Consider the following 26,397-nt stretch of genomic DNA (forward strand, 5'->3'; position numbering starts at 1 on the left):
CGGATCGCGGTCCATTCCCCAAACACGACAACGGAGAACTCATGACACTCACGCTCGACATCGATGCCCGCACCGGAGGCACTCCGCTCGCACATCATTGGAACCTCTGCGTGGGCGCGGGGCGCGCCGCCGAAGGGCTGCGCGCGGACTGGCAGCGACATCTTGCCATCGCTGCCGCCGACTGTGGCTTCCGCTACGTGCGCTTCCACGGCCTCTTCCACGACGACATGTTCGTCTACCGGGAGACCGAGGGCCGTGTCACACCGACTTTCCACTACGTCGACCTCGTCGTCGACCCCATGCTCGCGCTCGGCGTGAAGCCCTTCGTCGAGCTCGGCTTCTCACCCGGCGCACTCGCCAGAGAGCAGGGCACCGTGTTTTGGTGGCGCGGACACGGCTCGCCGCCCGTCGACCACGACCGTTGGGCGGCCCTGGTCCGCGCGACGATCGAGCACTGGATCGACCGTTACGGGCTCGACGAAGTCCGCACGTGGTACTTCGAGGTCTGGAACGAGCCGAACCTGGCACCATTCTTCCGCGGGACGCGCACCGAGTATTTCGAGCTCTACCGGACCACGGCGCTCGCCGTGAAGTCCGTTGACGGCGAGCTGCGCGTGGGCGGCCCGGCGACGAGCAACTTTGTGCCGGACGGGCGGTTCGACGGCGAAGCTGAGGACCATGCTCAGCACCGCGCCGTCCTGGAGGCCGATGATCTCGGGGCCCTGGACTGGCGACCCGTGTGGCTCGAGGCGTTCCTCGAGTTCTGCCATGACCGGTCGTTGCCCGTCGACTTCGTGTCGTGCCACCCCTACCCCACCGACTGGGCGCTCGACGAGCACGGTCAGGGCGCCAAGCTCACCCGCCCCGTGGAAGCCACCCCACGCGATCTGCGCCTGGTGCGCCGGATCGTCGACGACAGCCAGTACCCCCAGGCCGAGATCCACCTGACGGAGTGGAGCTCCTCGTCGAGTTCCCGCGATCACACTCACGACTACCCTCAGGCCGCCGCGTACGTCGTCAAGGCGAACCTGGAGTCGATCGGCACCGTCGACTCGATGAGCTACTGGACGTTCACTGACATCTTCGAGGAGGACGGTGCCGGCGCTGAGCCCTTCCACGGGGGCTTCGGCATGCTGAACCAGCACGGGATCGCCAAGCCGACGTTCCACGCGTACCGCATGCTCGGTGAGCTCGGGGACGAGTTGCTCGCGCAGGAGGACGGCGTGGTGGCCACCAGGGTGCGTCGCGACGCCGATGGCGAGGACGTCAAAGTGGCGGCGGTGGCTTACCACTACCCGGAAGAGGTCACACTGTCCGTCCCGGCGTCGTTCGAGAGCCGGGTCGTGGCCGACGACGTGCTCGCCGCTGGCTCGCCGCGAGCGGTCGACCTGACGTTCGACGGACTGACTCCTGGCGCCATGTACCGGTGGGAGGTCCTCGACCCGGCCGACGGATACGTCGTCGAGACGTGGCGCGCGCTCGGCGAGCCGCTCAACCTCTCCGGTGACGAGGCCCGGACGCTCAGTGAGGACGGCCGGCGCACACGTTCCCGCATCCTGACCGTCGGGCCGGACGGGCGCCTGCACGTCGAGGCCGTGATCGGGCCGTGGAGCATCGCCCTGCTCGCGCCGGAACCAGCTGCGTGAATTGCCTGCGTCTCACCCGCACGGTGGCGAGCGCTCCGCGGCGCGGCACAGTACTCGCCCTGCACGGCATGATGGAGAGCGGCGAGACCCTCCGCCCGGCGAGCGAGGTGTGGGCTGCCGACGGGTGGGACGTGATCGCACCGGACCTGCGCGGGCACGGAGGCTCACCCCGCTGGGATCCGCACGACGATCGCCATCCCGGCGACCGGCTCACCGACGACGTCCTGGACGTCCTCGACGAGATTCTCGACCAGCCGGAGGCCACCGGTCCCGTCGTCCTCTTCGGTCACTCGGCCGGAGGCGGGATCGCCGCCGCTGTCGCAGCGAAACGGTCCGAACGGGTGCACGGGGTCCTGCTCGAAGACCCGTTCTGGCGGTTGCCCGTGACGCGGCACCAGGATCGCAGAGTCGCGCGACGTGCGTACGCGGAGCTGCTGATGCGCCAAGCCCTGGCATTCCCCGAGCTGGTGGAGAAGGGCCGGCGTGCCCACGCACGCTGGGATCCGGCCGAGCTGCCCGCGTGGGCGCGGGCACAGCACGACGCGGACTCCGCCCTCGTGCTCGACGGTGACGTCATCCCCTCCCCGCCTTGGCCGGACATCCTGTCCGCGCTGGACGTCGCCGGAGTCCCGGTCCTTGTCATCACCGGGACGGGGGCGCACGTCGGTATGACCCATGAGCACCGGCGGCTGCTCACTCACCACGGGGCGGACCTCGCCCTCGTCGACGGCGCATCTCACTTCGTGCGCCGCGACGACCCGACGGCGTTTTTCGAGCTCACCGGGACGTTCCTCGCCGCCATGACGACCTGATGCGGCCTCCGGTGGCGCGATCGACTGAGGCCTCCTCAGCTGTCAAAGAAGATGTGCGGGGCCCGGATGTCCGGGCCCCGCACATGCACTGGCCGACGGGAAGATCGGTCGTCAGCCGGCTATCAACTCACCTCGACAAGCCCCTCCAACGCTTCGAGAAGTGCAGTCGCCGCCGCGTCCGTCGCCTCCTGGTCAGCGTCCGAGAGCTCCCTCGCCGCCGCGACCGCTTCCGCGACGCGGTCCCACGACTCACTGGTGTAGTCACCCGGTTCGAGCGCTTCCGAACGGTCCACCAGCACGTCGAGCAGAGTGGCATCCACCTGCGTGTACCAGTACTCGATCTCCGCCACGCTGGAGGAGGTCCCGGCCGCGCCGGCGTATCGCAGATACCGGAACGACTCCGGTTCCGGCACCTGGATCTCGTACCACTGGCCGCGAGAGGTGTCGACCTCGGTGAATCGCCCGATCTCCGTCCACGTCTCCCCGTCGTTCGACCCTGACACGGTCGCGTTCTCGAGCCGCGCGATCGTGTCCGGCCGTGCAACCTGCGGGTACGCCTTAATCGTGGAGACGGCCGCCGCAGTCGATTCGAGGTCCACCTGGATCCATGAATCGTCCGCGGAGCTGAGGGTCAGGGAGGTGTCGATGCTCCCGTCGAAGGCGATCTCGCCGACCTCGTCCTTCGGCAGGCCGCCTCCGTGCTCTCCGTGCGACGTCGTGATCGTGGCCGTTTCCAGCACGTCGATCTTGACGAGGTCGATGCGCTCCTCGAGGCCGTCGAGTGCCGCGTAGAGCGCGAGGCGAAGCTCGGCACGGTCACCAGTACCGGTCTCGAGAGCGCTCTCCGCCGCAGCGATCGCCTCCTGGAGGAGGAAGAAACTGCCACGGGTGAAGTCCTCTGCGGGCAGCTCCTTGGCACGACTGACGAGTTCGTCGAGGGACTCGCCCCCGACGGCCGCCGGCCTGCTGACCGTCGTCTCGCCGTCGATGGCCCGCGCGACCACGGCGTACGCCGTGAACTCCGCCCGTGCCGTGTCCGTTAGAGCGAGCGTGTACCGGTCCTCGAGGATCTGCTGCCACCCGCCCTCACGGGGATCGGTCCCGGCATCGGCCGGGTCCTCGGTCCGGTAGACGTCGAAGGCGACCGCGTGGACCGGCTTCGTCCACGCCAGGGAGGCCTGGTCGCCGTTCTGTGCGACGCTCAGCTGCGGCACGTCGGCAGGCAGCTCCCGCGCATCGAGCCCACGCAGCGTCGTAGCCGACGTCGCGACGGCACCGGCGTGCACGACGGCCGGCATGGGGACGGTGAGTGACGCCAGTCGACGCCAGCTCGTGCCGTCGGCCGACGCTTCGGCGGTGACCACGTGTGTGGAGGCGTCTCTGGTCAGCCGCACGTGGCGGTACGTCGAGGCAGGCAGGTCGGCGATGTCGTGCACCAGCGGGCTCACCACTCGACCGCCGCCCACGCTAGACGTGCCACCGTCGGAGCGGATGTCCGCGCGGGTGTCGAGCGTACGGGTACGCAGCTCGAGCAACCCGTCGCTCCCGATGCCCAGATGCACATACCGGGCAACCGGGTCGAGGTCGTCGCGGAAGGTCACACCCGTCCCGACGGTCGAACCGTCGAGCGTCGCCGACACCTCGGCGCTGCCGGCGACGAGTCGCGTCACCGCATACACCGAGTCCTCGAAGAAGCGGAGCGGCATCACTCCGTCTTCACCTCCGGCGTAGCCCTCACCGGTGACGTCACGCAGCTTCAGGACGGGCCCACCGGTCGTCGCCGTACCTGCGGCGCCATCGCCCAGTGCGTCGTCGCGCCATGCCTTGTTCTGCAGGGCGTTCGACCCTGTGGCCCTGGTGGTGACGTCGCGCGACGAGGACGGCTGGGCCGATCCCTCGTAGTTGACGGCAATGACGCGATAGCGCAGCGTGGACTCCTCGGGAGCCTCGCGGTCGACGAAGTGCGTCGTCGAGGTCGTCCCGACCTCGCGCCACGTTCCACGCGGGCCGGACGAGCGCTCCACGATGTACTCGGCGGCACCGGCCGCCGGGTTCCAGGACAGGCCGACGCCGCCCGCACCGGCCGTCGGGACGAGCACGTCGACCTGTGCCGGCGTCTCCGGCTCGATCTCGGTCGTACCGAGCTTCAGCACCACGCCGGTGAACGGCGGGATCACGACCTTGCCGTCGGTGACCTCGTAGCTCGTCCCCGTGATCACGTCGACGAGCTCGTCGGACCGCACGCCCGCGGGCACCTCGACCGTGTGCTCTGCCTCATTGTCGTACTCCGGCCGGGTCGTGTTGACGGCCATCAGGTACTCGCCATACCGGCTGGTGATCAGGTCCGGGAAGGCGGAGTACGGGTGGTCCTCGCGGAAGTTGTCCCGCTCCACTGTCCCGACGCCCGGCTGGTACGTGACGGGCTTGAGCTCACCGGCATACGCGAACGGCCGGTCGTGCTCGGTGGTGTACCGGTCGACGATGGGCGCGTCCTCTGCGGAGTGTGCTCTGAGCACGACGTCCTGGTAGTCGAATACCCCCCGGCTCTCGAGCTGTGTCAGGTGGTCGTAGCCGTCCTCCTGCACGTGCGCGAACCCGGCACCCGCCCAGCCTTTTGCCCGGAAGGACAGCACGGCGTGTAGCGAGGTGTCGCCGTCCTGCACCGAGAAGAGCAGGTTGTCGACGTCGACGAAGCCACCTGTGGTGGGCCGCTCCTCACGGTTGACACCGAGTTGCTCGAGCTCCTTGTCGGTGTACCGATCCAGGTCGGTGTTCGGCAGGACGACACCGGCCGGGGTCTGCCCGAACCGGTCGTAGCCGGCCCGGCCGCTGGTGACGTACTCCCATGTCTGGGGCAACCGGTGGTCGAGCTTGAACTGCGCCAGCACGTACTTGTCGAACGTCGGGAAGTACTGGTTGTCGACGAGCTGCTGTTGGAAGTAGCCCACCGCCATGCGGGCCTGTTCCCAAGCATGGTCCCATTCCGGTCCCGCGTACTGCTGAGGGTGGTTTGCCATGTACTGCTCCAGCGAGGCGAAGAGCAGACCGCGTCCGGTCACAGTGTCCACGGCGTAAGCCGGGCGACCCGGATACCCGAAGGATCGCTCGTCGAGCACCTGCTGGACCATCATCACCCGGTTGCCCTCTTCATCGGTCCCTTGGTACCGGGTGGCTCCACGCGCCTCGATGCTGCGGAGAGCGAGCCGCAGAATCTCGTCGTTGAGCTCCTCGTCACCCTCGTGGCCGAGGGTCCGGTAGAAGTACTCCGCGGCGTAGTTGACGGATTCGCCGTACAACCCCACGTAGCCGTTCTCACGGGTCAGCCCGGCGGCCGTCACGCCCGTGTAGTGCTCGCCGTACGGTCGACGCCGAACCACGTCGCCGTTCGCGTCCGTCTTGCTCGTCGCGAGCCCACGCATGACGATCTTGAGGTAGTCCTCGGTGTACCGGGCGTTGTGGTCGTGCTGCATCAGGCTGTGGTAGGTGTCAATATCCTCGCCGTCCGGCCCAAGCAGCACCTCCTCGCCGAGGAAGGGCCTTGCCCCCAGGGCCTCCAGCAGGATCGCGTGGCTGCGCTCCTTGCCCTCGTAGAACTCAGAGTCGATCACACGCAGACCCTCGGCGGCCTCCCAGGCACCCTCGTACGTGTAGAGAACCTGGTTATAGATGTACGACAGGCGCGAGCGCGCGAAGTCGAAGTTCGCCTTGAGCACCCGCTCCCAGGCCTCGCCCCGAGTCAGCTCGCCGCCCTCCCAGTCGACGCCCGCGATCGAGTTCTCGCCGTCCTCGGTCCCGGTCACGAACGGCTCGTCCAGGAATTCTTCGAAACGTTCCCGGCCGTAGACGTCGTCGTCGGCGATGAGGTTCTCGACGATGTAGAGCGCTTCGCCGAGCGCGCCGTAGTAGCCGCCCCAGTCAGACTGATGGCCGCCGGAGCCGAGGCTTTGCACGTCGCCGTAGTAGTTGCGCGTGTGGTTGTCGACTACCTGGAAGACACGCTCGAGGGCTGCTTCCTTTTCGGCGGTGGTCTGCGCCGGCGACCACGGAGTCGAGATCGCCTCGCTGTAGAACCGCAGCTCATCCTGGTATCGCTCGACCGACAGCACGGCGCTCGGGTCCGCGTCGATCCGTGCCGACATCTCGTTGAAGGCCTCTACCTGTCGCGCAGCGTACGCGTCGATGTGGGCCTGCTCCTGAGCGTCGCTGAGTGCGGGCGCCGCCTGAGTCGTCACCTCGTGGTCGGTCAGGTCCTCCGGCTGTGCGGCGACCGCCGCACCGACGTGGGTGAACGCCTCATAGTACGGCCGAGAGGTGCCGCCGACGGGATCGTAGTTGTTGTAGGGACGCAGGATGACCTCGACCTGCTCGCGGCCCTGTGTGATCGACAGCGGGAGCATCGACGTGGTGAAGATGAAGCGCCCCGGCAAACCGGCGCCCGTCCCGGCGTCGATCGCGGGGTGGTCCCCGGCCTTGCGGTACTGCACCTGCTGGCCGTCGACGATCAGGACCGTCCGCAGATCCGTGGCGTCGCCGCCCCACAGCTTGAGCGTGAGGTAATTCTGCTCCGCCGGATCGACCTTGAGCGTGAACGCGAGGTCCCCCAGATAGTTGCGCTGGGGCTCATAGGCATCGGAGACCCGGGCGGACCTGCCCTCGGCACCCTTGACCACGTGGCTGTGTTCGCCGCGGAAGTCGTGGGCGGACTCGGACGCGGCGTCACCGAACACCACACGGTCGATCGCATCGGGTCGTGTCGGGTTGGCGGCAGCGGCGGGCATGGCCGTCACGAGGCCCGCCAGGGCGGTGGCCAGCGCAACGACGAGGGCAATGATGTGCCGGGGACCCCTCAAAGGCACCGGTCTTGTTGTCGTGGACATGGAGCTCCCTTGCTCGGAGTGGATCGCTCTGACTTAGACCCCTCGAACGTTTGATCGTCGCCGAGGAGCGAGACATTCATGCTCCTTTCATCATCGGTGAAGCAGAATCCGACGGGCAGTGACCGAGAGGCTTCCGGCTTCGTCGTCGGCCACACCGTCCTGACGTTGCACGACGAACCCGGAACCGGCCCCTACGCGGATGGCGCCGTCCCTCGTGGCCTCGCTGCCCGGGCGCAGGCTCACGACCGCGGACGCGACGTCGCCATCCCAGACCAGCTCGTGCACGACGACGCCGCCGCGGCCGCACAGCCCTCTGATCGAGCCTCGCCGCCACGCCGTCGGCAGAGCCGGCAGCAACTCCAGCTCGGACGGCGACGAGCGCAGTAGCATCGCGGCGACCACTGCAGGAAGGGCACCGCTCGCGTCCATGTTGAAGATCTCGCCCGCGTCGTGGGTGGAGACCATGCCCGGCTGCCAGTGGTCGATCGCCAGCCAGTGCACGCACTGCAGCGCTAGCTCGGACTCGCCGAGGGTGGCGGCCGCAATGCCAAGCTGGGCGAGGCCGAACGCCATCTCCATGTGCCCGGGGGGCGCCCACGGCGCTTCCGCGCGCCACGCCACACGGGTGCGCACGAGCGCGCGCGCCGCCGCACGAAGGCGCGGGTCGCCGACAGCCTCGTCTCCTTCGTAGAGGAACGGGTGCAGGTGGGACACGTGGCGGTGCGCGTGCTGCTCGCCCGCCCGGGGGTCGATCCACTCGGCCAGGGTGCCGTCATCCGCCACCCGGTAGGCCGGCAGCGAGGCCCTCAGGCCGACCCACCGTGCGGCAAGGTCACCCTCGCCGCGAGCTGTCGCGAGGCGTGCCGCGATGGTGGCTGCGTCTCGTACCGCGGCAACCTCGCTCGTCGCGTCGACGGCGAGCGGTGTCGTCAACCCCCGGGGCGAGTTCTCCGGTGAATAGCTCGGTACGACGTGGCGGACGCCGTCGAGGACCGGCAGCGCCGTCTCGTAGAAGGCCATGACGCCGTGGGCGAAGGGCCACAGCCACGACTCGAGGAACGCGGTGTCGCCCGTGGAGCTGAAGGAGTCGTAGGCGATCCGCAGCAGCCAGGCCCCGCCACCGATCCAGTACTGGTGCGGATACGCCGGAGAGAAGTGGTTCGCGTGCCCGTTCGTGCTGACCCTTGCGGGGACGTGGATGCCGGCGGCGCCGAACAGGCGCTCAGCGTTCGAGGCGAAGTCGGGAAGGATCCGGTCGAGCAGGCGCGGCACCGCAAGCGCCAGCTCGGGCGTGCCGGTCGCCACGAGGGCCGCGGCCGTCCCGACCGGCACGTTGCCGTTCAAGGTGTAATCGCCGGACCACGCTGGCGCGAGAGTGCCCTGCCAGACACCGACTAGATTCGCGGGGATGACGCCCGTCGACGAGACGATGTTGTAGCGTCCCGCTGCGTAGGCGAGCTCGACCGCCGCCCGCTGGGCGCCCTCGTCCCCCGACCGCGCGAGTTCATGGACCTTCTCCGTCGGGACCTCACGGAACGCCGCTGCCGCGAGGTCAAGGCTCGAACGGCCGAAGAGTTCCCGGTGGCTTATCCCTACCGCATCCGTGTCCGGACCACCGTGGCTGGTCGGGAGGTCCGCGACCGACGTCGCCAGCTCGAGCACCAAAGGATCCGATGCGCTCGTCCGTGTGACGACGAGCCCGGCTTCCCCGACCGTGCCGACCGTACCGGTCACGCTCAGAGCCTCGACGGTACTGATCCCTGTGGGTCCCGCACCGTTCGGCGCCGAGAGCTTCAGAACGAGTGTGCGCTCACGTGGTCGGAACACTCGGGACTCGAGCCTTTGGGTGTAATCGGTGGCACGCAGCCCTCCACCTTGTTGACCGCTCTCGCGCACCCGGTCCACAGTGACCCGGACGTTGCGGGGACGCTCGGAGTGCACCTCGATCCGGAAGGTGTTGCGGATCCGGTCGGCGCGCAGTGTGATCCGCTGGGCCCCGTTCGCCTCGTCCGTCCAGGAGATCTCGATCGCGGCGGCGGCCATGTCGACCAGTCGGCGATAGCTTCCGGGCGTGGCGTGGCCCGCATCGCCTTCGATTGCCACCGAGGCGATCGGCAGGAACGGGTTCGTCATCACGCCCTGCGGGTAGTTGTCCGCTGCCAGTTGCGTCTCGACCAGTTCGGCGGCCCGGGCAGATCGGCCCGCCAGGACCTCGCGCCGCACCCCTGGCAGGATCCCGGCGAGGAACGGCGCCACCGGTGCGGGGTTCAACCAGGGGAAGAATTCCTCGTGGGTCAGTACCACGTGGTGCTGACCGGAGTGGCCGTGCAACAGGGCGCCGGAGCGCCCGGTCCCGACGACGACACCGTGCTCCCAAGTCGGTGCCGACTCGCGGCTGATGAAGCGCGAGCGTCCGTGCGTGCTCGGCAGGTTCATGCCATCGCTTCGATGACGGCCGGCGTCGGCGTCCGATTCTGGTCCCAGGCCTGGAGGGCGGTGGTCCGGAGCGTCCAAGCGGTGAAGTCGGCCGTCCAGGCGCGGTCGACCGTATCGTGCGCGCTGACGCCGACCATTGTCCCGGTGAACCGCAACCTGCCGGCGTCGTCGGAGAGTTCCGTGATGTCGAGCTCGTCGCCCAGGCTGACGCCGTCGACGTCGAAGGTGACCTTCGTTGGCTCGATGGTCGCGGCCAGTTGCACTGCTCCCGCGGGTGCCAGGTCGTGCGTTGCGACCGTTCGCCGTCCCGTCGAGTCGCGTTGGACGAGCGCGACCACGCGCCGGCCGCCGCGTCCCGACCACTGCTGCCCGTGCTGCGCTTCGCCGATCGGCTCTGCCCAGGTCACGTGCAGCGTGAGGTATGCCGTCGCGTCGTACATGAGGACGAGTCCCGCGGATTGCGTGAACGTGGTCGGTTCGGCATCGATGGTGACTTCTACCTGGGCCTTGTGCTCGGCGAGCCGTTGGGCGACGAGCGAAACCGCCCAGTGGGATTCGGGCCCGTGCTGGCCGACCAGCCGCAGCCATCCCGGACGCGTCGTTGTGTCCGCCCAGTCTCCTGGGGGCGATCGAAGGGTCGACCACGGCCACGACGTGCCTAAACCCTGCACGACGGCGTCCGGTGCGGGGGCCGCAGCCCGATGCTCGCCGTCGACGGCGATCTGCACCTCGGGGTGATGTCCTCCGGAGCGGAGTCGCGGCCATCCGTCAACCCACGTGATGGGTTGTATGACCGTCTCGCGCCCGAGGGGGCAACGGGGCCCGTGGGGGGAGTCGACGGGTCGCGACGCGAGCATCGTCGCGAACCACGCGCCGCTCTGTGCCTCGACGAGTTCGACGTGCCCCGTCTTCTGCAGCGGGGCATCCGGCGCGTCACGCGTGGTGACGAACGGGCGGTGGTCAACCTCGTATGGTCCGAAGAGATTCTCGCCGCGCGCGACGAGCGCACCGTGCTCCCAGCCCGTGCCGCCCTCGGCCGCGACGAGGTAGAACCGGCCGGTGTGGTGGTAGAGCTTAGGACCTTCCAGGAGGTTGTCGCGCTGGAGGAGAAGTCGGGTGGTCCCGACAGGTCGAGCGCTGTGCTCGTCCAACTCGACCTCGGTTGCCACGATCCCGTCGAATCGCCGCCCTTCGGGTCGCGAGTCGTTCTGCAGATTCAGTAGGTAGTGACGCCCCTCGTGATGGAAGAGTGACGGGTCGAAGCCATGACTTGGCAGGGCGATCGGCTCGCTCCACGGACCGCCGATCTCTCGCGCCCAGGTGGCGTAGACCGTGAGGTCGAAGTAGGCGGCGGCGACTGACCTGACGATCGCGTAGGTCACCCAGAACCGGTCACCGTCGTGACTGAGCGACGGCGCCCATACCCCGCCGCTGTCCGGGAGCCCGGCCAGCGAACCACCGGGCGCCGCTGTCGTCACGCTCCCCACGTGCTCCCAGGCCGCGAGGTCGGCGGAGCGGTGCAGGGGGATCGTGGGGAACCACTGGAACGAGCTCGTCGCCACGTAGTACCAGTCGTCGACTCTGATGATCGACGGATCGGTCGCGAACCCACGGATGACCGGGTTGACAATCTCGAGCACGCGAAGAGAAACCTCCTATAGACCGATCATCAGCTCTAGGACTGGAATGCGCTTGCCGTATGCCGTTACGATCCCGGCGCGAGGGCCGACCGAGCAAGCATCGAAACTTTCCGGGGGCGTTTCCCGACGATGTCGCGCTCCTTACGGGCACGTCGGTGGTCCGCAATGATGCGAGGTGAAGCGAGTGACGAGCCGTTCAAGCAACGCACCCACCCTCGCCGTCGTCGCAAGGGCGGCCGGGGTATCCGTACCAACCGTCTCCAAGGTCCTGCGGGGACGCGCCGACGTGGCAGCGAGCACCCGTGACCGTGTCACGATGGCGCTGGACCGTTTGGGTTATCCACGGCACACGTCTTTGATCGAGGTGGCGCCCGCCGGGTCAGTGCTCATCGACGTCGTCACGCACGAGCTGAACACGGCGTGGGCAGCGGCTCTGCTGACGGCGGTCGAGCGGCAAGCGCGCGAGCGAGGATTCAGCATTGTGGTGACGGCGCTGTCCCAGCGTAAGCCGTCGTCGACTCCCTCGCGCCAGTGGCTGAATCAGGTCGCCGCCCGAGGCTCACGTGGGGTGCTCGGCCTTCTGGTGAGCTTCACCGAGCCGCAGGTCGACTTCCTGGCTCGCCACGGCCTCCCGTGCGTCGTCGTGGACCCCTACCGCATACCGGTGCCCGGTGTTCGCTCCGTGAGGTTACGTAACGTCAAGGCCGAGCGTGACGCGACCACCCACCTCCTAGAGCTCGGTCATAGCCGGATCGGCGTAGTTCACGGCAAGCCAGGAGCTCTACCTTCCCAGGAACGTCTCGACGGTTACGTCGCCGCCATGGCCGCCGCCGGATCCCCCCTGGATCCCGCCCTTGTCCGCGGCGGCGGGTTCCAGGTCGAGGGCGGGAAGCGGGCCATGGCCGAGTTGTTGGCGCTGCCGGACCCGCCCAGTGCCGTGGTGTTCGCCTCCGACAGGATGGCACTGGGTGGTTACCAGGCCGCGGCCGATCTCGGATTTCGGATCCCCGACGACGTATCGATCGTCGGTTTCGATGACACACCCGAGGCGGCGCTGGCTCAACCACCACTGACTTCCGTTCGCCAGCCTGCCGACACAATGGCCAGGGCGGGCCTGAACCTGCTCGAGGGCACCGTCACCGCCCAGGAGATCCGTTGCGACGCGGCGCTCGTCTACCGTTCGAGCACAGCGATCCTCACGTCGACGCACTGACCATCCGCCTCCAACCGCTCCACACCGCCATCGCGAGCGAGCGAACCAAGAGACAGTTCCCCCAGCGCGACAACTTCACCCCGCCGGCCCACTGGGCCCCGACCTTTACCAAGTCTGCCGCCGCATCCAGCCACGCCCGAGACCTGACCTTCGCAGATGCGAGCGACCTCGCGGTCACTCTGCTCACGCCCGCACCCTTCCCCGGCAGTGACGACGCCACCTGGCACCCCGAAGCCGCGGCGTGGAGCACGTGAAGACTCTCCTCAGCGGGCAGAGGCCCGGGTTGAGGAGGTAGGGACGTCATCGCTCTTGTTCGTCGGGGAAGAGCCCTTCAGGTGGCGCTGCGTACGGGAGTGGCTCGTAGCGGTTGTTGGTGTCTTTGACGCCGTGGAAGGTGCCGTCGGGGTCCATGAGGGCTGGCATGTGGTGGTCGGCGTGGTCTCGCCACCAGATGCTGGCGCCGGTGGCTGGGTCGAGGCGGTGGTGTTCCCAGGCGTGCCAGAGGGCGTCGAGGCGGCTGATGGCCTCGCCGTACTTCCACCACTGGGCCGACCAGACCCGGCGCTGCCCGTCGATGCGGCGACGGTATTGGCAGCGCAGGTATTCGCGCACGAACTCATCGACTGAGCCGTAGTACAGCTGCGGCGCGTCCTCGTCCGCGGTGTCGGCCGCGCTGTCGTCGGCTGGTTCGTCTCCCCAGTCATCCCGACCGGGCGGCGAGTTGGCGGTGTCGGTCATGGCGCCGGCTCCTGCGCAAGCGTCGCGGAGACGGTCAGGGCTTCGGTTTCGGCTTCGTGGATGGTGCGTTCGCCTTGGGGGTCGTGCGCGGTGATGGAGGCGCGCACGGCGTCGGCGTGCGGGGCCGTTCATCCATGGCTGGGTACGGATCAGCGCCGGCCGCGAGCCCGATGCGAGGACGAGGGCGCGGCCTTTGGGCATGGCGGCGAGGTCGGCGACGTCGAGGATCCGTTCGCGCTGGAGCTGACGCGAGACGGTGCGGTGCCCGCGCCCCACGGACAGCGAGGAGGATTCGCGGTCGTACTCACCGACCATGCGGGAGAGGTCCTCGAGGAAGGCGGCTTCGCTGACCCCGCCGCCGTAGCACTTGATGTTGGCGGCGGACCACAGCTTCTTCATGCCGGACTCGCCCCAGACGTCTACGCCCTGGGACCAGGACTGCAGAATCGTCATCAGGACGATGCCGCGCGAGCCGTAGTGGCTGTACAGGTTGGGGAGCTCGCGCCAGCGGCAGACGTTGGCCGCTTCGTCGAGCACACCGAGCAGCGGTGTGGCGAGCCGCCCGCCCGGGGACTGCACGGCGAGCTCCTCAGCTGCCTCGACCACCGCCACGGTCAGTGCGGTCACCAGCGGGCCGGCGGTGCCCCGGCCTTCCTTGGACAGGCTGTACAGGGTGCCGCCGTCGCGGACCAGCTCGACCGGGTCGAGCTGCGGCCGGGCCTCTGCCGGCCCCTCGTGGGTGACCCAGCGGGCGATCTGCCGGTTGGTCAGGCAGGACGCCATCTGCTGCGCGGTGCCGAACACGCCCCCGCGCTGCCTATCCGGCGCGAGCACGACCCCGGCGACTTGGTCGGCGGTCAGGTCGTAGCCGTGCTCACGCAGGATGTCGACCGCTTCCTCATCGGTCGGGCGGGTCAGCCAGGTGTAGACCTGGGTGATCGGGCGCCGATCCAGCGCAGCAGCCAGCAGCATCCCTCCAAGAAGGTCCTGGCCGGCTGGGTCGAAGTAGGCATCGGTGCGGGCGCCGGGATCTCGGGAGCCGGCGGCGAAGTGCTCCGCGAGCTTTTGTGCCTTGACCTCATCGGTGACGTAGCTCAGCGGGTCCCACCACCACGTGGCCAGCTCGGCGCAGATGCCCTGAGGGTCGAAGACCCACACCCGCCCGGCCGCGGCCTGGCGCGGTCCGCGGGTGACGTCGACGACGTCACGCTTGTTCGAAGTGATCAGCACCGCGCCGGGGGCCTCAAGGATCGCCGGGATCGCCCGCGAGGTCGTCTTCCCCGTCCGTGGGCCCCACACGTCGAGGTCCATGTCCTCCCACGAGCCGTACAGCTGCCGGCCACCGTTTGACCGTGGGACCGATCGGCACACCCGGGGAGACGCCCTGCACGCCGAGCCGCTCGGCCGTCGCGGCCGCCTGCTTGCGCGATGTGCACATCGGCCGCCAGCTCGGCCTGCGTCAGCTAACCGAGACGGGGATCCCGGGCCGGCCACCCACTTTAGTGAGGAACTTCCCCCGGCCCGGGCGGCGGCTCCGAGTGGCGGCCACGCTTGGTGTCCCACGAGGGCGGGTCGTGCCACTGCTGCAAGAGCTCCTGCTCAGCGCGGGAGAGCTGCACCGCGGTGTTCAGCAGCGGGATCTCGCGCGACGGCAACGCACCGAGGACGACCATGCCGGCACGCTCGACGAGGCCGGCCGCCTTCTCGCGGTCCTCGACCGTCGGCAGCGCGTTCAGGTCACCCATGCTGTGCGAGACGGTGGCGTTCCCGACGCCCTCGTTGCGGTTCAGCCGGCTCAGCCCGTCGGCCAGGTCCACGATGCCGTGCAGACCCGCAGGGCATGTCAGAACTCGTCCTTGACGACGAAGTAGTTCCGGCGAGGTTCGAGCCCCGCGTCGGCGAGCACGTGCGCGATGTTCACGGCACCGAAGCCGTTCGACCAGCACGCCAGCAGCGCCGCGGCCCGCAGATCGTGGTCGGTCTCCTCGATCGCGGACAGGTTGTAGACCACCGGCGCGGCGAGCTGCATCGGGTTCGAGGTGCCGGGAGAACGTCTCTCCTAGGCGGCCGCTCCCGGTGAGCGCGATCAACGACGCCTCGAGGTCCTAGGTGATCCGTTGGTAACGGGTCATGTCGCCCGATCGAGCGCGACGTCGCGCAGGAACCGAGGCCCGTTCGCGAAACGCCGCGCCGTGGCTGGACGAGGCCGAGAACTTCGCGCCGCGGCGGTCGGTAGGTCTCCGGCTCCGGCTCCGGCTCCGAGGCCCGGGCCGGGGCCGGGGCCGAGGCCGAGGCGGAGGTTCGGAGTGAGGCCTCGCAGAATGAAGCGTCAGACCGGCTGGGCGAGCCGCACGCGGTACAGGCTGGACGTCGCGGTCATGTAGAGCCAGTCACCGCGCTCACCGCCGAAGCAGACGTTCGACACGACCTCGGGGACGCGGATGTGCTCGAGGTGGCCGCCGTCGCCGTCGAAGACGTGCACGCCGTCGGCGGCCGAGCACCACAACCTCCCAGCCCGGTCGACACGCAGGCCGTCGACCGCACCGACCGGCGCCCGGACGATCTCGCGTCCGTTCACGCAGGCGCCGTCGACGATGTCGTAGGCGTTGACGTAGGTGTCCTCGCCGGTGTTGGCGACGTACAGCGTGCGCTCGTCGGGGGAGAAGGCCAGGCCGTTGGGCCGGTCCATGTCCGTCACCACGGCGCCGACGGTGCCGCTGCGCTCGTCGTACCGGAAGACGTAGCAGGCGCCGTACTCGAGCTCGCCCGGATGGCCTTCGCGCCCGCTGGGGTCGATGCCGTACGGCGGGTCGGTGAACCAGATAGCGCCGTCCCGCGCGACGACGACGTCGTTGGGCGAATTGAACCGGCCCTCGGCCCACCGGTCGACGAGCGTCTCGACCTCGCCGCCGGCGTCCCGCTCGACGCTGCGGTGACCGTGCGAGCACTGCACCACTCGCTCCGCGGCGTCCAGCGTGCGCCCGTTCTGGTAGCCGGCCGGCTGCGCCTGCACCTCGGTGCGGCCGGAGCGGGCGTCGTACTCGAGCACCCGGTCGTTGGGGATGTCGCTGAAGCGGACCCGGGACGTCGCGGGGATCCACACGGGGCCCTCGGTCCACACGGCTCCCGTGAAGAGTCGCTCGACCTCTGCGTCGGCGGCGAGAAAGGAATCCATGCTGAATTCTTAGCACGGGAGCGGCACCGGGCCGGTCGGCTGCCGGGATCGCGGACAGGACGTGTCCGCGTCGCGCCCTAGCCTGCAGCCATGCGATCGCGCGCGGCCCGACACGGACCGGACCTCGACCGGCGGACGCTCGGCCGGGCCATGCTCGAGCGTCAGCTGCTGCTGCGACGTGCGGCAATGCCCGTCGAGGATGCTGTCGAGCGTCTCCTGGGCCTCAACGCGCAGGAGCCGGACCTGCCGTACCTCGCGCTGTGGAGCCGGCTCGAGGGGTTCACGATCCCCGACCTCAGCCGTGCGATCGAGGACGGCGCGCTCGTCCGATCGACGCTCATGCGGGCGACGCAGCATCTGATGACGGCCGAGGACTTCCGCCTCGTGCGGCCGGCCCTGTCGGAGCTGCTGCGGCGCGTCCAGCGCAACGCCTTCGGACGGCGGACCGCCGGCATCGATCTCGACGCGCTCGTCGTCGAGGCCCGCGCGCTCCTCGCCGACGGCCCGGCGCTGACTCGTCCCGAGCTGGGTCGCCGGCTGGCGGCGAGCCGTCCCGGAGCCGATCCGACGGCGCTCGGCTGGAGCGTCCAGTACCTGCTGCCCGTGGTGCACCCGGCGCCGAGCGGCACGTGGCGCACGCGGGGCGCGACGCCGTTCGTCCTGCCCAACCACACGGCCGCGCCTCCCCGTGCCACCCCTGGCACCGCCGGTTTCGCGACCGCGACGACGGCGGGCGACCTCGCCGTGCTCGTGCGCCGGTACCTCGCGGCGTTCGGTCCGGCGACGGTCTCCGACGCACGGGTGTGGTCGGGCATCGGAGGGCTGCGCGAGATCTTCGAGCTGCTCCGCCCGGAGCTCCGGGTGTTCTCCGACGACGCCGGCCGGGAACTGTTCGACCTGCCGGACACCGACCTGCCGGACGGTGAGCTGCCGGACAAGGACACCCCAGCGCCGGTCCGGCTCCTTCCCGCGTTCGACGCGACGCTGCTGGCCTACGACGACCGCACGCGGGTCATGACCGACGAGGTCCGCGCGCAGGTCTGCGTCGGCGCCGGCGTCGCCGCCACCGTCCTGGTCGACGGGACGGTGGCCGCCACCTGGGAGACCACGCGCAAGAAGCGCGACGTCACGGTCGCCGTCCGGCCGTTCCGGCGCCTGACCGCGGGCGACGAGGAGGACATCGAGGCAGAGGCGCACCGGCTGCTGACCTTCACCGACCTCGATGCGCGCGGCCGGTTCGAGATGCTTCACCCGGGGACGTGATGGCAGCGCCGCAGCGAGCGTTCTGCATCCAGCGCTCGGAGCAGGAGGTCGCCGAAGGGCCGCCGCCGGCGGCCTGACCGGCCTGTGGCACCGGTGGCCTGTCAGGCCTTCCGGCCGGTAACCAGGGCGAAGCCGAGCCGTTCCTCGGCGTCCGCCTCGAGCATCTCGACGACGGGGTCGGTGCCGGTGGCGCCTCGTCGGTCCCGGCAGGCGCGGGACCAGGTCAGCCAGTCGTCCCGGCCGCCCTCCTGCCACCGGGCCTCGACCGGGGTGAGCAGACCGGACAGTTCCCAGTGCCGCCGCCACCAATCCGGCGCGTGCCAGGCCGCCGCCTCCCAGCCGACGACGTCGCGCACGTGGCGCGGGATCCCGGCCTCGTAGGGGTCGGGCCGCAGCGCCGGCGTCGACATGGCGAGCAGTCCGCCCGGCCGCAGCGCGGCGACCAGCTTCGGCAGGAGTCGCACGTCCGTCCCGAAGTACTCGAATGCGTCGACCGAGATGACGGCGTCGTACTCGGCCGTCCCCAGCTCCATCGTCCGGACGTCTCCGGCGATCGTCGTCACGAGATCCTCCACCCCGGCCTCCGACAGCACGGCGCGTCGCTCGTCCACGCCGACCCACAGGTCGAGGCTCACCACGTCGGCCGCGTGCTCGCGGGCGAGGTAGACCGACGTCGCACCCCGGCCGGCACCGAGGTCGAGGACCCGGCTGCCCGGTGCCAGCCCGGCCCCTTCGAGCAGGTCCTCCAGCTGCCACAGCGGGTGCGGCCCCATGTCGAGGTCCATCACCCAGGCCGGGTCGTACCTGGACGAGCGCGGGTAGCGGTCGGGTCGATCGAAAGCACCGTGGGTCACCGGCCGAGGCTGGCACGGCGCGACGGCGGCGGTCACCCGAATTGCGGCGCCGGCCGCCCGTCCACCACCCCGACCCGCTCGGCGAGGAAGTCCTCCCAGGTCCGCCTGCCGACGGCCCGCTCCGGCGCCGTGCCGGCACCCTCGCGCAAGGCACGCGCGGCGCCGCCGGGCTGACGGATCGCCAGGACGGGCCGCCGTCGTCCGGCGGCCTCGAGGTAGCTGCGGACCAGCTCGCGCATCTCGTAGACGCGCGGCCCGCCCATGTCGGGCACGAAACCGGCCGGCTCGCCACGAACCAGCTCGACCAGCCGGGCCGCCACCTCGGCCGTCTCGATGGGCTGGATCTGGTAGCCACGGAACGCCGGCACGATCGGCATCTTCGACAGCGCCGTCACGAGGGTCAGGATCAGGTCGTGGAACTGGGTGGCACGCAATGTGGTCCACGGCAGCCCGGACCCGGCGATGACCTGCTCCGCGGCCCGCTTCTCCGCGATGTAGCCGAACGCCGCCCGGTCCACCGCGCTCTCGACGGGGACGCGGTCGGCGCCGACCACGGAGATGTACACCAGGTGGGGCGAGCCGGCGCGCGTTGCCGCCTCGACGAGGGTGCGGGTCTTCTGCGCGTCGCCCTTGTTGCTGCCGGCGAGGTGCAGGATCGTCTGCACGCCGGCGACGGCCGCCGAGATCCCTTCACCGGTATCGAGGTCACCGGTGAGGTACTGGACGCCGGGCGAGTCGGGCCGCGGGTTGCGGGTCAGGACGCGAACGTCCTGCCCGGAGTCGCTCAGCAGTGCCAGGATGTGGCGGCCGAGGGTGCCGGTGCCGCCGGTGACGAGGATGGGTGCGGACATGGTTTCCTCCGTTCTGGCCGGGAGCGTCGCTCCCGGTCACATCGAGCCCTGCTCGCGGGTCGACGGGTTGTGGATCCGCCGAGGGCTCTCGGTGCCTTCACTGACCTGACACCTGGCAGAAGAGGAATGTGACGGACATGTACGACGACGAGCGGGAGTGGTGGCAGGAGCGCTTCGAGGAGCACCGACCGCGGCTGCGGGCGGTGGCCTACCGGATGCTCGGCTCGCTGAGCGAGGCCGACGACGCGGTGCAGGATGCGTGGTTGCGGGTCAGCCGCACGGACACGAGCGCCGTCGAGAACCTGGCCGCCTGGCTGACCACCGTGGTGGCGCGGGTGTCCCTGAACATGCTGCGCGCCCGCGACACCCGCCGGGAGGAGCCGCTCGACGTCCACGTCCCGGACCCGGTGGTCACGCCCGAGAGCGGCACCGACCCCGAGCACGAGGCGCTGCTGGCCGACTCGGTCGGGCTGGCGATGCTGGTGGTCCTCGAGCAGCTGAGCCCGGCCGAGCGGCTCGCCTTCGTGCTGCACGACACGTTCGGCATGCCGTTCGCGGACATCGCGGCGATGATCGACCGGACGCCCGACGCCGCCCGCCAGCTGGCGAGCCGGGCGCGACGCCGGGTCCGCGGTGCCGCCCCCGCCCCGGACCCGGATCTCGCCCGTCAGCGCGAGGTGGTCGACGCGTTCTTCGCCGCGGCGCGCGACGGCGACTTCGACGCGCTCGTCGGCGTCCTCCACCCGGACGTGCTCCTGCGGGCCGAGGGCGCGGGCGGCCGATCGACCGTCCTCGCGGGCGCCCGGGACGTCGCCGCGAGCGCCGCCACCTACCGGGAGCTGGCACCGTTCGTCCGGCCCGTCCTGGTCAACGGCACCGCCGGCGCGCTCGTCGTCGCCAAGGGGAAGGCGGTCTCGGTCATGGGGTTCACCGTCGTCGAGGGGAAGATCGTCGCGATCGACGCGCTGTCCGATCCGGAGCGTCTTGCGTCGATCGACCTCGGGGACCTCTCGTGAAAGTCGAGCACTACCTGTGAGCGGGACCGAGGTCGATCAATCACCTCGTGCGAGGAGCAGCAGTGGCCGTAGGTTCATGAGCCATGACCGCACCCGTTCCGTCCTCAGCCGACCTCCGCGCCGTCGTCGACGCCCTCGTCGAGGCCTTCGCCGACCTTCCCGACGGCGCCTGGGGCAAGCCCGCCAACGGCCTCGAGTGGGACTGCCGCGACACGGCGGCCCACCTCCTCGACGACTTCGGCGGCTACGCGCTGCAGCTCTCCGGCTCCCGTCCGCCTGCGGAGGGATACCTGCGCCTGGACGAGGGGCCGCCACGCCGCGAGGGCAGCCTGCCGATGATGTTCTGGCCGGAGCCCGACGGCGGGAGCCGGGTGATCGCCGAGTGCGTCGACGCCCTCGGCGGACTGCTGGTGGCGGTGACCGCCACGGCGCCGCCGGAGCGGCGCGGCTGGCACCCGAACGGCGTCTCCGACGCCTCCGGCTTCGCCGCGATGGGCATCGTCGAAGGGTCCCTCCACGGCTGGGACGTCATGACCGCCCAGGGCCTCGATTTCTCGGTCGACGGCGGGATCGCCGAACGGGTTCTCAACCGCCTGTTCCCCGCTGCGCGCCGCAGCGAGGACCCGTGGCAGGACCTGCTCGTCGCCTCGCACCGCACGCCGGAGACACGGGGGCAGGACTGGCGGTGGGACTCCACGGTTCGGGACGACTACGGCGTCTAGCGCGACGGCCGGGACCCCGAGGGCGACGGTTGCGCCCCCGCAGTATGCTGCCGGAGCCCGGGGTACATACCCGAGGGGGTCGAACGTCATGGGCCGAGAACGACGGTCTCGCAGACTCGTACCACTGGTGCTGACGCTCGGCGTCGCACTCATGCTGGGTCCGGTCGCCGACACTGCCGGGGCCACGCCCTCGCGGTCACACGGCGGCACGCTGCGCGTGATGACCTGGAACGTGCACTACGGCGCACCGCAGGGCGGTGACGACGTCGCCGACCTCGAGCGGATCGCCGCCGTCATCCGCAGCGAGAGTCCCGACGTCGTGACCCTCAACGAAGTCCACGACGACGAGGACTTCCCTGGCGGCCACGGGCACCAGCCAAAGCGCCTTGCCGCGCTGCTCGCCGACGACGGCTACCGGTACACGTTCTACGACACCTCCGAGGAGTTCACCCCAGAGGGCTCGGGCACGGACGACTCACCGGGTTGTGGCAGCCACGCTCCGCCACAGTCGTTCTCCTGCGGGAACATGGTGCTGTCGCGATTTCCCATCTACCTCGACCCGGACGACCCTCGGGCCCCCAAGCATGTCACGCTGCCGACGGAGCACGCACACCCCGACGGTCGCCCGCGCCGCGGCCTTCTGGGAGTCACCGTCAAGGTCCCGGGCGTCGGCGACGTCCGGGTGTTCGTCGCACACCTCAGCGCGCCGGCGACCGAGCAGCACGTGGCAGACCAGAAGGACCAGGTCCGCACGATCCTCGAGCACGTCCAGCCGGTCGGCGAGCCGATGATCCTCGCGGGCGACCTCAACATCCGGCCCAGCGACGCGCCGGAAGGGGCGATGGCCAACAGTCTCATCCGGTCCTGGATCGCCGACGCCGGGCTCGTGGACACCTGGACCAGGGGCCACGACAGCAGCGACGGCGTCACGGTCGCGCGGTCCCACGGCAGACCGGGCGGCGAGCACCCCGACCGGCGCATCGACTTCGTCTACGCCTCACCATCCTTCGACATCCGTTACGGTCACGTCTCCCTGCTCGACCCGGCCGCCTCAGACCACCTGCCCGTCGTCATGGACCTGCAGCTCCGGACGCTATCCCTCGACGCGCACGCCTCGGTCCTCGCCGGCGAGGACGGGCTCTCCGGGTGGAGCCAGGTGGCGATCGACCGCGGGAACCGGGTCAGCCTCACTGCGTGCAAGAACGTCGGCACCGACACCGACGACGGCAGCGTGGTGCGGGCAACTCTCCGCGACCCGTCGGCCGACCAGCCGATCGCGTCGGTCGAGGACGGTGGCACCTCACGGGACCGGTGCACCACCCAGACGTGGAAGGGGACGGTCCGGGCAGAGACCGTCCTGGAGTCGTGCGTCGTGCACGGGGACGAGGTGCTGAGCTGTCGCCGGGAGACGATCGGGCCCGCTACGCCCTTGGCCTGACGGGTACGACTCCCGAGCCAAGTCGATGTTGACGGTCTGCCCGTTCCGCTATCGACTAACCCACAAGGTGTTCGACCAGCCCGTCAGGTAGCGGGGAGCACCATGGATCACGATCCTCAGGTAGAGGAACTCGCCGTGTCAGCGGCAAGTATGCGACTTCAATAATGTAACGCTGGTTCGGCGCGGCCGCGGTGAAGTTACGCCCGGCCAGCCGCCACGACCGTGTCGGCCGGTCGGCCGGGTCGGCGACCGGGGTGTGCGCACCCGTGTGCGCCGCAGCGCCAGGCCCGCAATGGCCTGCTCATGCATCACCAGTGCAACATGTTGAGGTTGACCCGTTCGCCCTTGCCGCGCAGCTCGGCGGTTATTCGAGGGCACCCGTAGGCCAAGTCCCACTTGGTGCGATCACCCCCGCTCCGTGCGGCCACACGGAGCCAGTGCTGTAGCCCGCGCCGATGGGTCAGTGAACGCTCAGGATCAAGGTCACTGGGCCCAACCGGCGTGTCCGCACGCTGAAGCCCGCAACGTGCGCTCATGGTGGTTATCCTCAAGCGACAACCTGGGATACTGGATGATCATCGCTTTCGAGACGAAGTGGCTGCGAGAAGTTTGCGAGGACGGTGCTGTGGCAGTCAAGGAGCTCGGCTCACCCGCTGCTGAGGCCCTGCAGCAGCGGCTCGCCGATCTGCGCGCAGCTGAGCGCATCAGCGACCTGATCGTGGGGAATCCGCGAACGAGCGGAGCCGGCGACGCGACATTGACGATCACCCTCACCGACACCGTCGACACAATTTGGTTGGTGAACCATGCCAGTCCCCCTCGAGAGGAAGGCGGGCGCGTCGACTGGACGCGCACGCGTCGCGTGCGCCTGTGTGAGATTGCGAGCGACTGAGGTGGTCGGCACAGGATTGGAACCTCGTTGGGCGTCGGCGCCTGGCGCAACAATCGCGTCGGCGCTCTCAGAGCGCGATGTCTCGCCATCGGAGTTCGCAAAGCAAGTCGGCTTGCAAGACACCGAGGTTCAGAGACTCTTGGCCGGAGACCTTTCCATCACGGTGGGTCTTGCGCGTCGGCTCGCCGAGGTAGTTGGAGCGTCGGCGACCTTCTGGCTGACGAGGGAAGCTCAGTACATCGAGGACCGCGCGCGTGTGGAGGCGGATCGGTGGTCACAGGAGCTGCCAATCACGCAGATGGCCTCATTTGGCTGGGTTGAGAAACCGAGGACATGGCAAGAGCGAATCTCCGTCAGTCTCGAGTTCTTCGACGTCGGCGATGTCGAGACGTGGGTGGCACAGTACGACCACCAGGTCGCCTCGACCCGCTATAGGACATCACCGTCCTACGTCCTGGAGTTCCCGGCGACCACTGTGTGGTTCCGGGCGGCGGAGCGCGTGGTCGACACACGGGGAGAGATTCCCAAATTTGATCAGCAGGGTTTTGCCCGTGGATTGCACGCTGTTCGCCACCTAACGCGACAACGAGATCCTGAGAAGTTCATCCCACAGCTGGTCAGCTTTGGTGCCGAGCACGGAGTACACATCGTCGTCGTGCGCGCGCCATCAGGCTGCACTGCAAGCGGAGCCTCGCGCACATACAACGAGCGGCCTCTGATCCAGCTCAGTGCGCGCCACCTGACCGACGATCACTTCTGGTTCACTTTCTTCCATGAGGCAGGCCACGTCGTAAACCACGCGCTAGAGCAAGGATTCATAGACATCTTCGAGGCAGAGGACGACGATATGTTTGAGCAGGAGGCGAACGACTTCTCCACCGAGTACCTCCTTGGATCCGATGGTCGTCAGTTTCGTAAGTCTGGCCCGAATCGATGGAGCCACCGCGACGTCATTCGCGAGGCCGTGGCCCTTGATCTCGCGCCCGGGGTCCTGGTCGGACAGTTGCAGCACGCAGACGTTCTTCCGCATAGCCATCTGAACCGGCTGAAGCGACGCTATGCGTGGAACGGAAGCCGGTTGGTAAGCGCCGACATCCCTTGACGGCCTGACTAGTCAGCCTCGGAACGGCATGAAGTCCTGTGGGCTCTTCTGCCAGTTGCAAAGCGCATCTTCGAGAACGTCGAACGACACGTCGAGTGCCTGCTGCACCGGCGACAGCCTTGCCTCGAGGTCGCGAACTCTGCTTCTACTGCGTCTGCTCCCATCGAGGAGGAGCCGACTACCTGCCAACGGTCCAGTGGCGCCGGAGAGATGTGCGGAATCAGCCTCCAGCTCCACGAGCCCGATCTTGCCGAGCGTGCTGAGAAAGTCGAACCGTGCTGTCCGCCCAAAGCGGGAGACAGAATCGAGTGAGCGATAGAGGCTCGCAAAGCGCTCGCGCGGCGACAGGGCGTCTGGCGCGATCTCAGCGAACCGTTCGGCGTGTGTACCGTCGCCGACCCACGCCACGTAGGTCGCCAGAACCTGACCGGTGCCGGTCCGTTCCCATGCGTTAAGACTCTCGTACTTGCGGTGGTTCCCGAAGCCGCCACCTCGCGCTCGGAGTGCGCTGCGGTTCGCTTCCAACCAGGCCCGCACCTCGACGACATCCGCACTTGTCGACGGCCAGTCCCAGAGATCGCCGTGACCTAGACGGCCGTAGAAGTCGCCGGCGAGTTGCCACCCAGTACGTCGATTCCGCCCAAAGTGCGTAGACAGCAAGACGAGCCAGCATGCTTCGTCGTGGTCACCGCCACGCTGTTTGAGGATCGCCGCCTTTAGCGGGTCGAAATTACTACCCGTGCCGTTCAGCGCGGCAGGGCCGAGTTGCATGCTCCGTAACCGCTGGATGTATCGGGCGCGGCGCTGACTCTCGATCAGTTGGCCGACGAGGACTTCGATAGGAACCTCGCCCGCAAGCCCCGGGAGTAGATCGTGTGACTCCTTCAGGCCGATGAGGATGTCTCGGAGACGGTTTGCTTCGTCCCGGTCAGCGGGTGGCACCATCATGCGTCTGGGCAACAGACTCACCCACTTCCTTCGCTATCTGCCGAACCACGGACTTTGTCACGCCAAAACTGCTCTGAAGGTTGTGGTTGAACCCGACGACACGAACTGGCCGGTCGAACTCAATCCCTCCCAACGAGGTGAGCGTCCCGGAGTACCTAACGCCACCGACCCCTGGGCCAGCTGCTCGAGGCAGTGTCCATCCCGGCACTGGCGTCGCTGACAGATCGACCTGCGAGGAGACGACGAACTCGTTTACGACGGACCGGCCGTTCAAGACGAGAACCTCGACGGGTGAGTCTCGGATAATCTCAGCCAACGTGTTGCGCCCGCGGGCGATGAGCCGGCTTCTAAGGCTGGGAGGTAGGGCGCCCCACTTGGTACCCGTGGCGTAAGCGACGAGGTCAAGGTGAGCCGAACGACGTCCAGTGTAATAGGAGAATCCGCCAACCTTAAGCATCCGTTCGAGCACATCGAACCAATGACGGTATGGGTTGCGATCAAAGTAGTCCAGACACGCGTGCGTGAGCGCCCGGATGTCTCCGCCATCGGCCTTTGACCAATCCTCCAGGGCGAGCGAGCCGAGAGTTGGCAAGCGCCGGCACTGGCCGTCAAGTTCTGCGCCGTCCGGTCCGACGAACTCACGATTGCTCGGATTTATGCCGACAGTTGCGACGGTCGCCTCGGTGATTCGGCCGAAGAACGGAACCGGGCAAGCCCATCGCACTACCTCTGAATCGTATGCGGAATCAAGCTCGTTCACGAGACGCGCCATTG

Annotated in this window: 20 protein-coding genes and 1 pseudogene; 9 read left to right on the plus strand and 12 right to left on the minus strand. The window is 68.9% G+C overall.

The genetic code is table 11. The features are described from left to right. Positions 1-41: 41 nt before the first annotated feature. On the plus strand, positions 42-1,646 hold the full coding sequence (locus ABD907_RS06945) for a GH39 family glycosyl hydrolase (protein WP_345215518.1): 1,605 nt from the start codon (positions 42-44) through the stop codon (positions 1,644-1,646). Then, positions 1,643-2,458 (plus strand): alpha/beta hydrolase, encoded by an 816-nt coding sequence (locus ABD907_RS06950; RefSeq protein WP_345215519.1) that lies wholly within the window; start codon positions 1,643-1,645, stop codon positions 2,456-2,458. Before ABD907_RS06945 ends, ABD907_RS06950 begins: the two co-directional genes overlap by 4 nt. 122 nt (positions 2,459-2,580) lie before the next feature. On the opposite strand, the gene ABD907_RS06955 is transcribed toward ABD907_RS06950, so the two are convergent. The 3 genes from ABD907_RS06955 to ABD907_RS06965 form a co-directional block, all read right to left on the minus strand. Beyond that, positions 2,581-7,335: a galactose-binding domain-containing protein gene (locus ABD907_RS06955; RefSeq protein ID WP_345215520.1), complete on the minus strand. Its 4,755-nt coding sequence runs from the start codon at positions 7,333-7,335 to the stop codon at positions 2,581-2,583. Between the two features lie 90 nt (positions 7,336-7,425). Then, positions 7,426-9,771, minus strand: coding sequence for a glycosyl hydrolase family 95 catalytic domain-containing protein (locus ABD907_RS06960; protein WP_345215521.1), 2,346 nt, complete (start codon positions 9,769-9,771; stop codon positions 7,426-7,428). Continuing rightward, on the minus strand, positions 9,768-11,411 hold the full coding sequence (locus tag ABD907_RS06965) for a glycoside hydrolase family 43 protein (protein WP_345215522.1): 1,644 nt from the start codon (positions 11,409-11,411) through the stop codon (positions 9,768-9,770). Before ABD907_RS06965 ends, ABD907_RS06960 begins: the two co-directional genes overlap by 4 nt. Before the next feature lie 184 nt (positions 11,412-11,595). Between ABD907_RS06965 and ABD907_RS06970 the strand changes: the two genes are divergently transcribed. After that, positions 11,596-12,624, plus strand: coding sequence for a LacI family DNA-binding transcriptional regulator (locus tag ABD907_RS06970; RefSeq protein ID WP_345215570.1), 1,029 nt, complete (start codon positions 11,596-11,598; stop codon positions 12,622-12,624). A gap of 300 nt (positions 12,625-12,924) precedes the next feature. Here the strand turns inward: ABD907_RS06970 and ABD907_RS21235 are convergent, their stop codons facing one another. From ABD907_RS21235 to ABD907_RS06990, 5 genes and pseudogenes are all read right to left on the minus strand, one after another. Further along, a complete protein-coding gene (locus ABD907_RS21235; RefSeq protein ID WP_486334058.1) occupies positions 12,925-13,362 on the minus strand; it encodes a DUF4913 domain-containing protein in 438 nt (145 codons plus the stop codon). Then, positions 13,359-14,791 (minus strand): annotated as a pseudogene (locus ABD907_RS06975) (type IV secretory system conjugative DNA transfer family protein); the annotation flags it as partial. The pseudogene ABD907_RS06975 and the gene ABD907_RS21235, both read right to left, overlap by 4 nt. Before the next feature lie 70 nt (positions 14,792-14,861). Further along, positions 14,862-15,179 carry a hypothetical protein gene (locus tag ABD907_RS06980; protein WP_345215524.1) on the minus strand — a complete coding sequence of 106 codons (318 nt, stop codon included), beginning with the start codon at positions 15,177-15,179 and terminating at the stop codon, positions 14,862-14,864. A 26-nt stretch (positions 15,180-15,205) separates the two neighbouring features. Beyond that, entirely contained in the window at positions 15,206-15,391 is a 186-nt protein-coding gene (locus ABD907_RS06985; RefSeq protein WP_345215525.1) for a hypothetical protein, read from the minus strand. A gap of 300 nt (positions 15,392-15,691) precedes the next feature. Then, positions 15,692-16,537, minus strand: coding sequence for an SMP-30/gluconolactonase/LRE family protein (locus ABD907_RS06990; protein ID WP_345215526.1), 846 nt, complete (start codon positions 16,535-16,537; stop codon positions 15,692-15,694). Between the two features lie 90 nt (positions 16,538-16,627). Here ABD907_RS06990 and ABD907_RS06995 point away from each other — a divergent pair, with 90 nt between their 5' ends. Then, on the plus strand, positions 16,628-17,800 hold the full coding sequence (locus tag ABD907_RS06995) for a winged helix DNA-binding domain-containing protein (RefSeq protein ID WP_345215527.1): 1,173 nt from the start codon (positions 16,628-16,630) through the stop codon (positions 17,798-17,800). A gap of 101 nt (positions 17,801-17,901) precedes the next feature. Here ABD907_RS06995 and ABD907_RS07000 read toward each other — a convergent pair whose 3' ends face one another. Then, complete coding sequence (locus tag ABD907_RS07000; RefSeq protein WP_345215528.1) at positions 17,902-18,654, minus strand: SAM-dependent methyltransferase; 753 nt, start codon at positions 18,652-18,654, stop codon at positions 17,902-17,904. Between the two features lie 32 nt (positions 18,655-18,686). Then, positions 18,687-19,505, minus strand: a complete 819-nt coding sequence (locus tag ABD907_RS07005; protein WP_345215529.1) for an SDR family oxidoreductase — start codon at positions 19,503-19,505, stop codon at positions 18,687-18,689. A gap of 137 nt (positions 19,506-19,642) precedes the next feature. On the opposite strand from ABD907_RS07005, the gene ABD907_RS07010 reads away from it, so the two are divergent. From ABD907_RS07010 to ABD907_RS07030, 5 genes are all read left to right on the plus strand, one after another. Further along, positions 19,643-20,521: a sigma-70 family RNA polymerase sigma factor gene (locus tag ABD907_RS07010; protein ID WP_345215530.1), complete on the plus strand. Its 879-nt coding sequence runs from the start codon at positions 19,643-19,645 to the stop codon at positions 20,519-20,521. An 83-nt stretch (positions 20,522-20,604) separates the two neighbouring features. Next, positions 20,605-21,243 carry a maleylpyruvate isomerase N-terminal domain-containing protein gene (locus ABD907_RS07015; RefSeq protein WP_345215531.1) on the plus strand — a complete coding sequence of 213 codons (639 nt, stop codon included), beginning with the start codon at positions 20,605-20,607 and terminating at the stop codon, positions 21,241-21,243. A 127-nt stretch (positions 21,244-21,370) separates the two neighbouring features. Further along, the gene (locus ABD907_RS07020; protein WP_345215532.1) at positions 21,371-22,681 is read left to right on the plus strand and encodes an ig-like domain-containing protein; all 1,311 of its coding nucleotides are present in this window, start codon (positions 21,371-21,373) and stop codon (positions 22,679-22,681) included. Between the two features lie 571 nt (positions 22,682-23,252). Continuing rightward, a complete protein-coding gene (locus ABD907_RS07025) occupies positions 23,253-23,573 on the plus strand; it encodes a hypothetical protein (protein ID WP_345215533.1) in 321 nt (106 codons plus the stop codon). A 112-nt stretch (positions 23,574-23,685) separates the two neighbouring features. Beyond that, positions 23,686-24,675, plus strand: a complete 990-nt coding sequence (locus ABD907_RS07030; protein ID WP_345215534.1) for an ImmA/IrrE family metallo-endopeptidase — start codon at positions 23,686-23,688, stop codon at positions 24,673-24,675. A gap of 12 nt (positions 24,676-24,687) precedes the next feature. Here the strand turns inward: ABD907_RS07030 and ABD907_RS07035 are convergent, their stop codons facing one another. Both ABD907_RS07035 and ABD907_RS07040 read right to left on the minus strand, forming a co-directional pair. Beyond that, positions 24,688-25,644 (minus strand): alpha-glutamyl/putrescinyl thymine pyrophosphorylase clade 3 protein, encoded by a 957-nt coding sequence (locus tag ABD907_RS07035; RefSeq protein WP_345215535.1) that lies wholly within the window; start codon positions 25,642-25,644, stop codon positions 24,688-24,690. Beyond that, a complete protein-coding gene (locus ABD907_RS07040) occupies positions 25,604-26,383 on the minus strand; it encodes a hypothetical protein (protein WP_345215536.1) in 780 nt (259 codons plus the stop codon). Before ABD907_RS07040 ends, ABD907_RS07035 begins: the two co-directional genes overlap by 41 nt. Positions 26,384-26,397 lie beyond the last annotated feature (14 nt).

The organism is Georgenia halophila (assembly GCF_039541595.1).

What these genes read in the sequence shown, in the direction of transcription:
- ABD907_RS06945 (WP_345215518.1), top strand. Translation starts at nt 42, where the DNA reads ATGACACTCACGCTCGACATCGATGCCCGCACCGGAGGCACTCCGCTC.
- ABD907_RS06955 (WP_345215520.1), bottom strand. Translation starts at nt 7,335, where the DNA reads ATGTCCACGACAACAAGACCGGTGCCTTTGAGGGGTCCCCGGCACATC.
- ABD907_RS06960 (WP_345215521.1), bottom strand. Translation starts at nt 9,771, where the DNA reads ATGAACCTGCCGAGCACGCACGGACGCTCGCGCTTCATCAGCCGCGAG.
- ABD907_RS21235 (WP_486334058.1), bottom strand. Translation starts at nt 13,362, where the DNA reads ATGACCGACACCGCCAACTCGCCGCCCGGTCGGGATGACTGGGGAGAC.
- ABD907_RS06985 (WP_345215525.1), bottom strand. Translation starts at nt 15,391, where the DNA reads ATGCAGCTCGCCGCGCCGGTGGTCTACAACCTGTCCGCGATCGAGGAG.
- ABD907_RS06990 (WP_345215526.1), bottom strand. Translation starts at nt 16,537, where the DNA reads ATGGATTCCTTTCTCGCCGCCGACGCAGAGGTCGAGCGACTCTTCACG.
- ABD907_RS06995 (WP_345215527.1), top strand. Translation starts at nt 16,628, where the DNA reads ATGCGATCGCGCGCGGCCCGACACGGACCGGACCTCGACCGGCGGACG.
- ABD907_RS07005 (WP_345215529.1), bottom strand. Translation starts at nt 19,505, where the DNA reads ATGTCCGCACCCATCCTCGTCACCGGCGGCACCGGCACCCTCGGCCGC.
- ABD907_RS07010 (WP_345215530.1), top strand. Translation starts at nt 19,643, where the DNA reads ATGTACGACGACGAGCGGGAGTGGTGGCAGGAGCGCTTCGAGGAGCAC.
- ABD907_RS07015 (WP_345215531.1), top strand. Translation starts at nt 20,605, where the DNA reads ATGACCGCACCCGTTCCGTCCTCAGCCGACCTCCGCGCCGTCGTCGAC.
- ABD907_RS07025 (WP_345215533.1), top strand. Translation starts at nt 23,253, where the DNA reads ATGATCATCGCTTTCGAGACGAAGTGGCTGCGAGAAGTTTGCGAGGAC.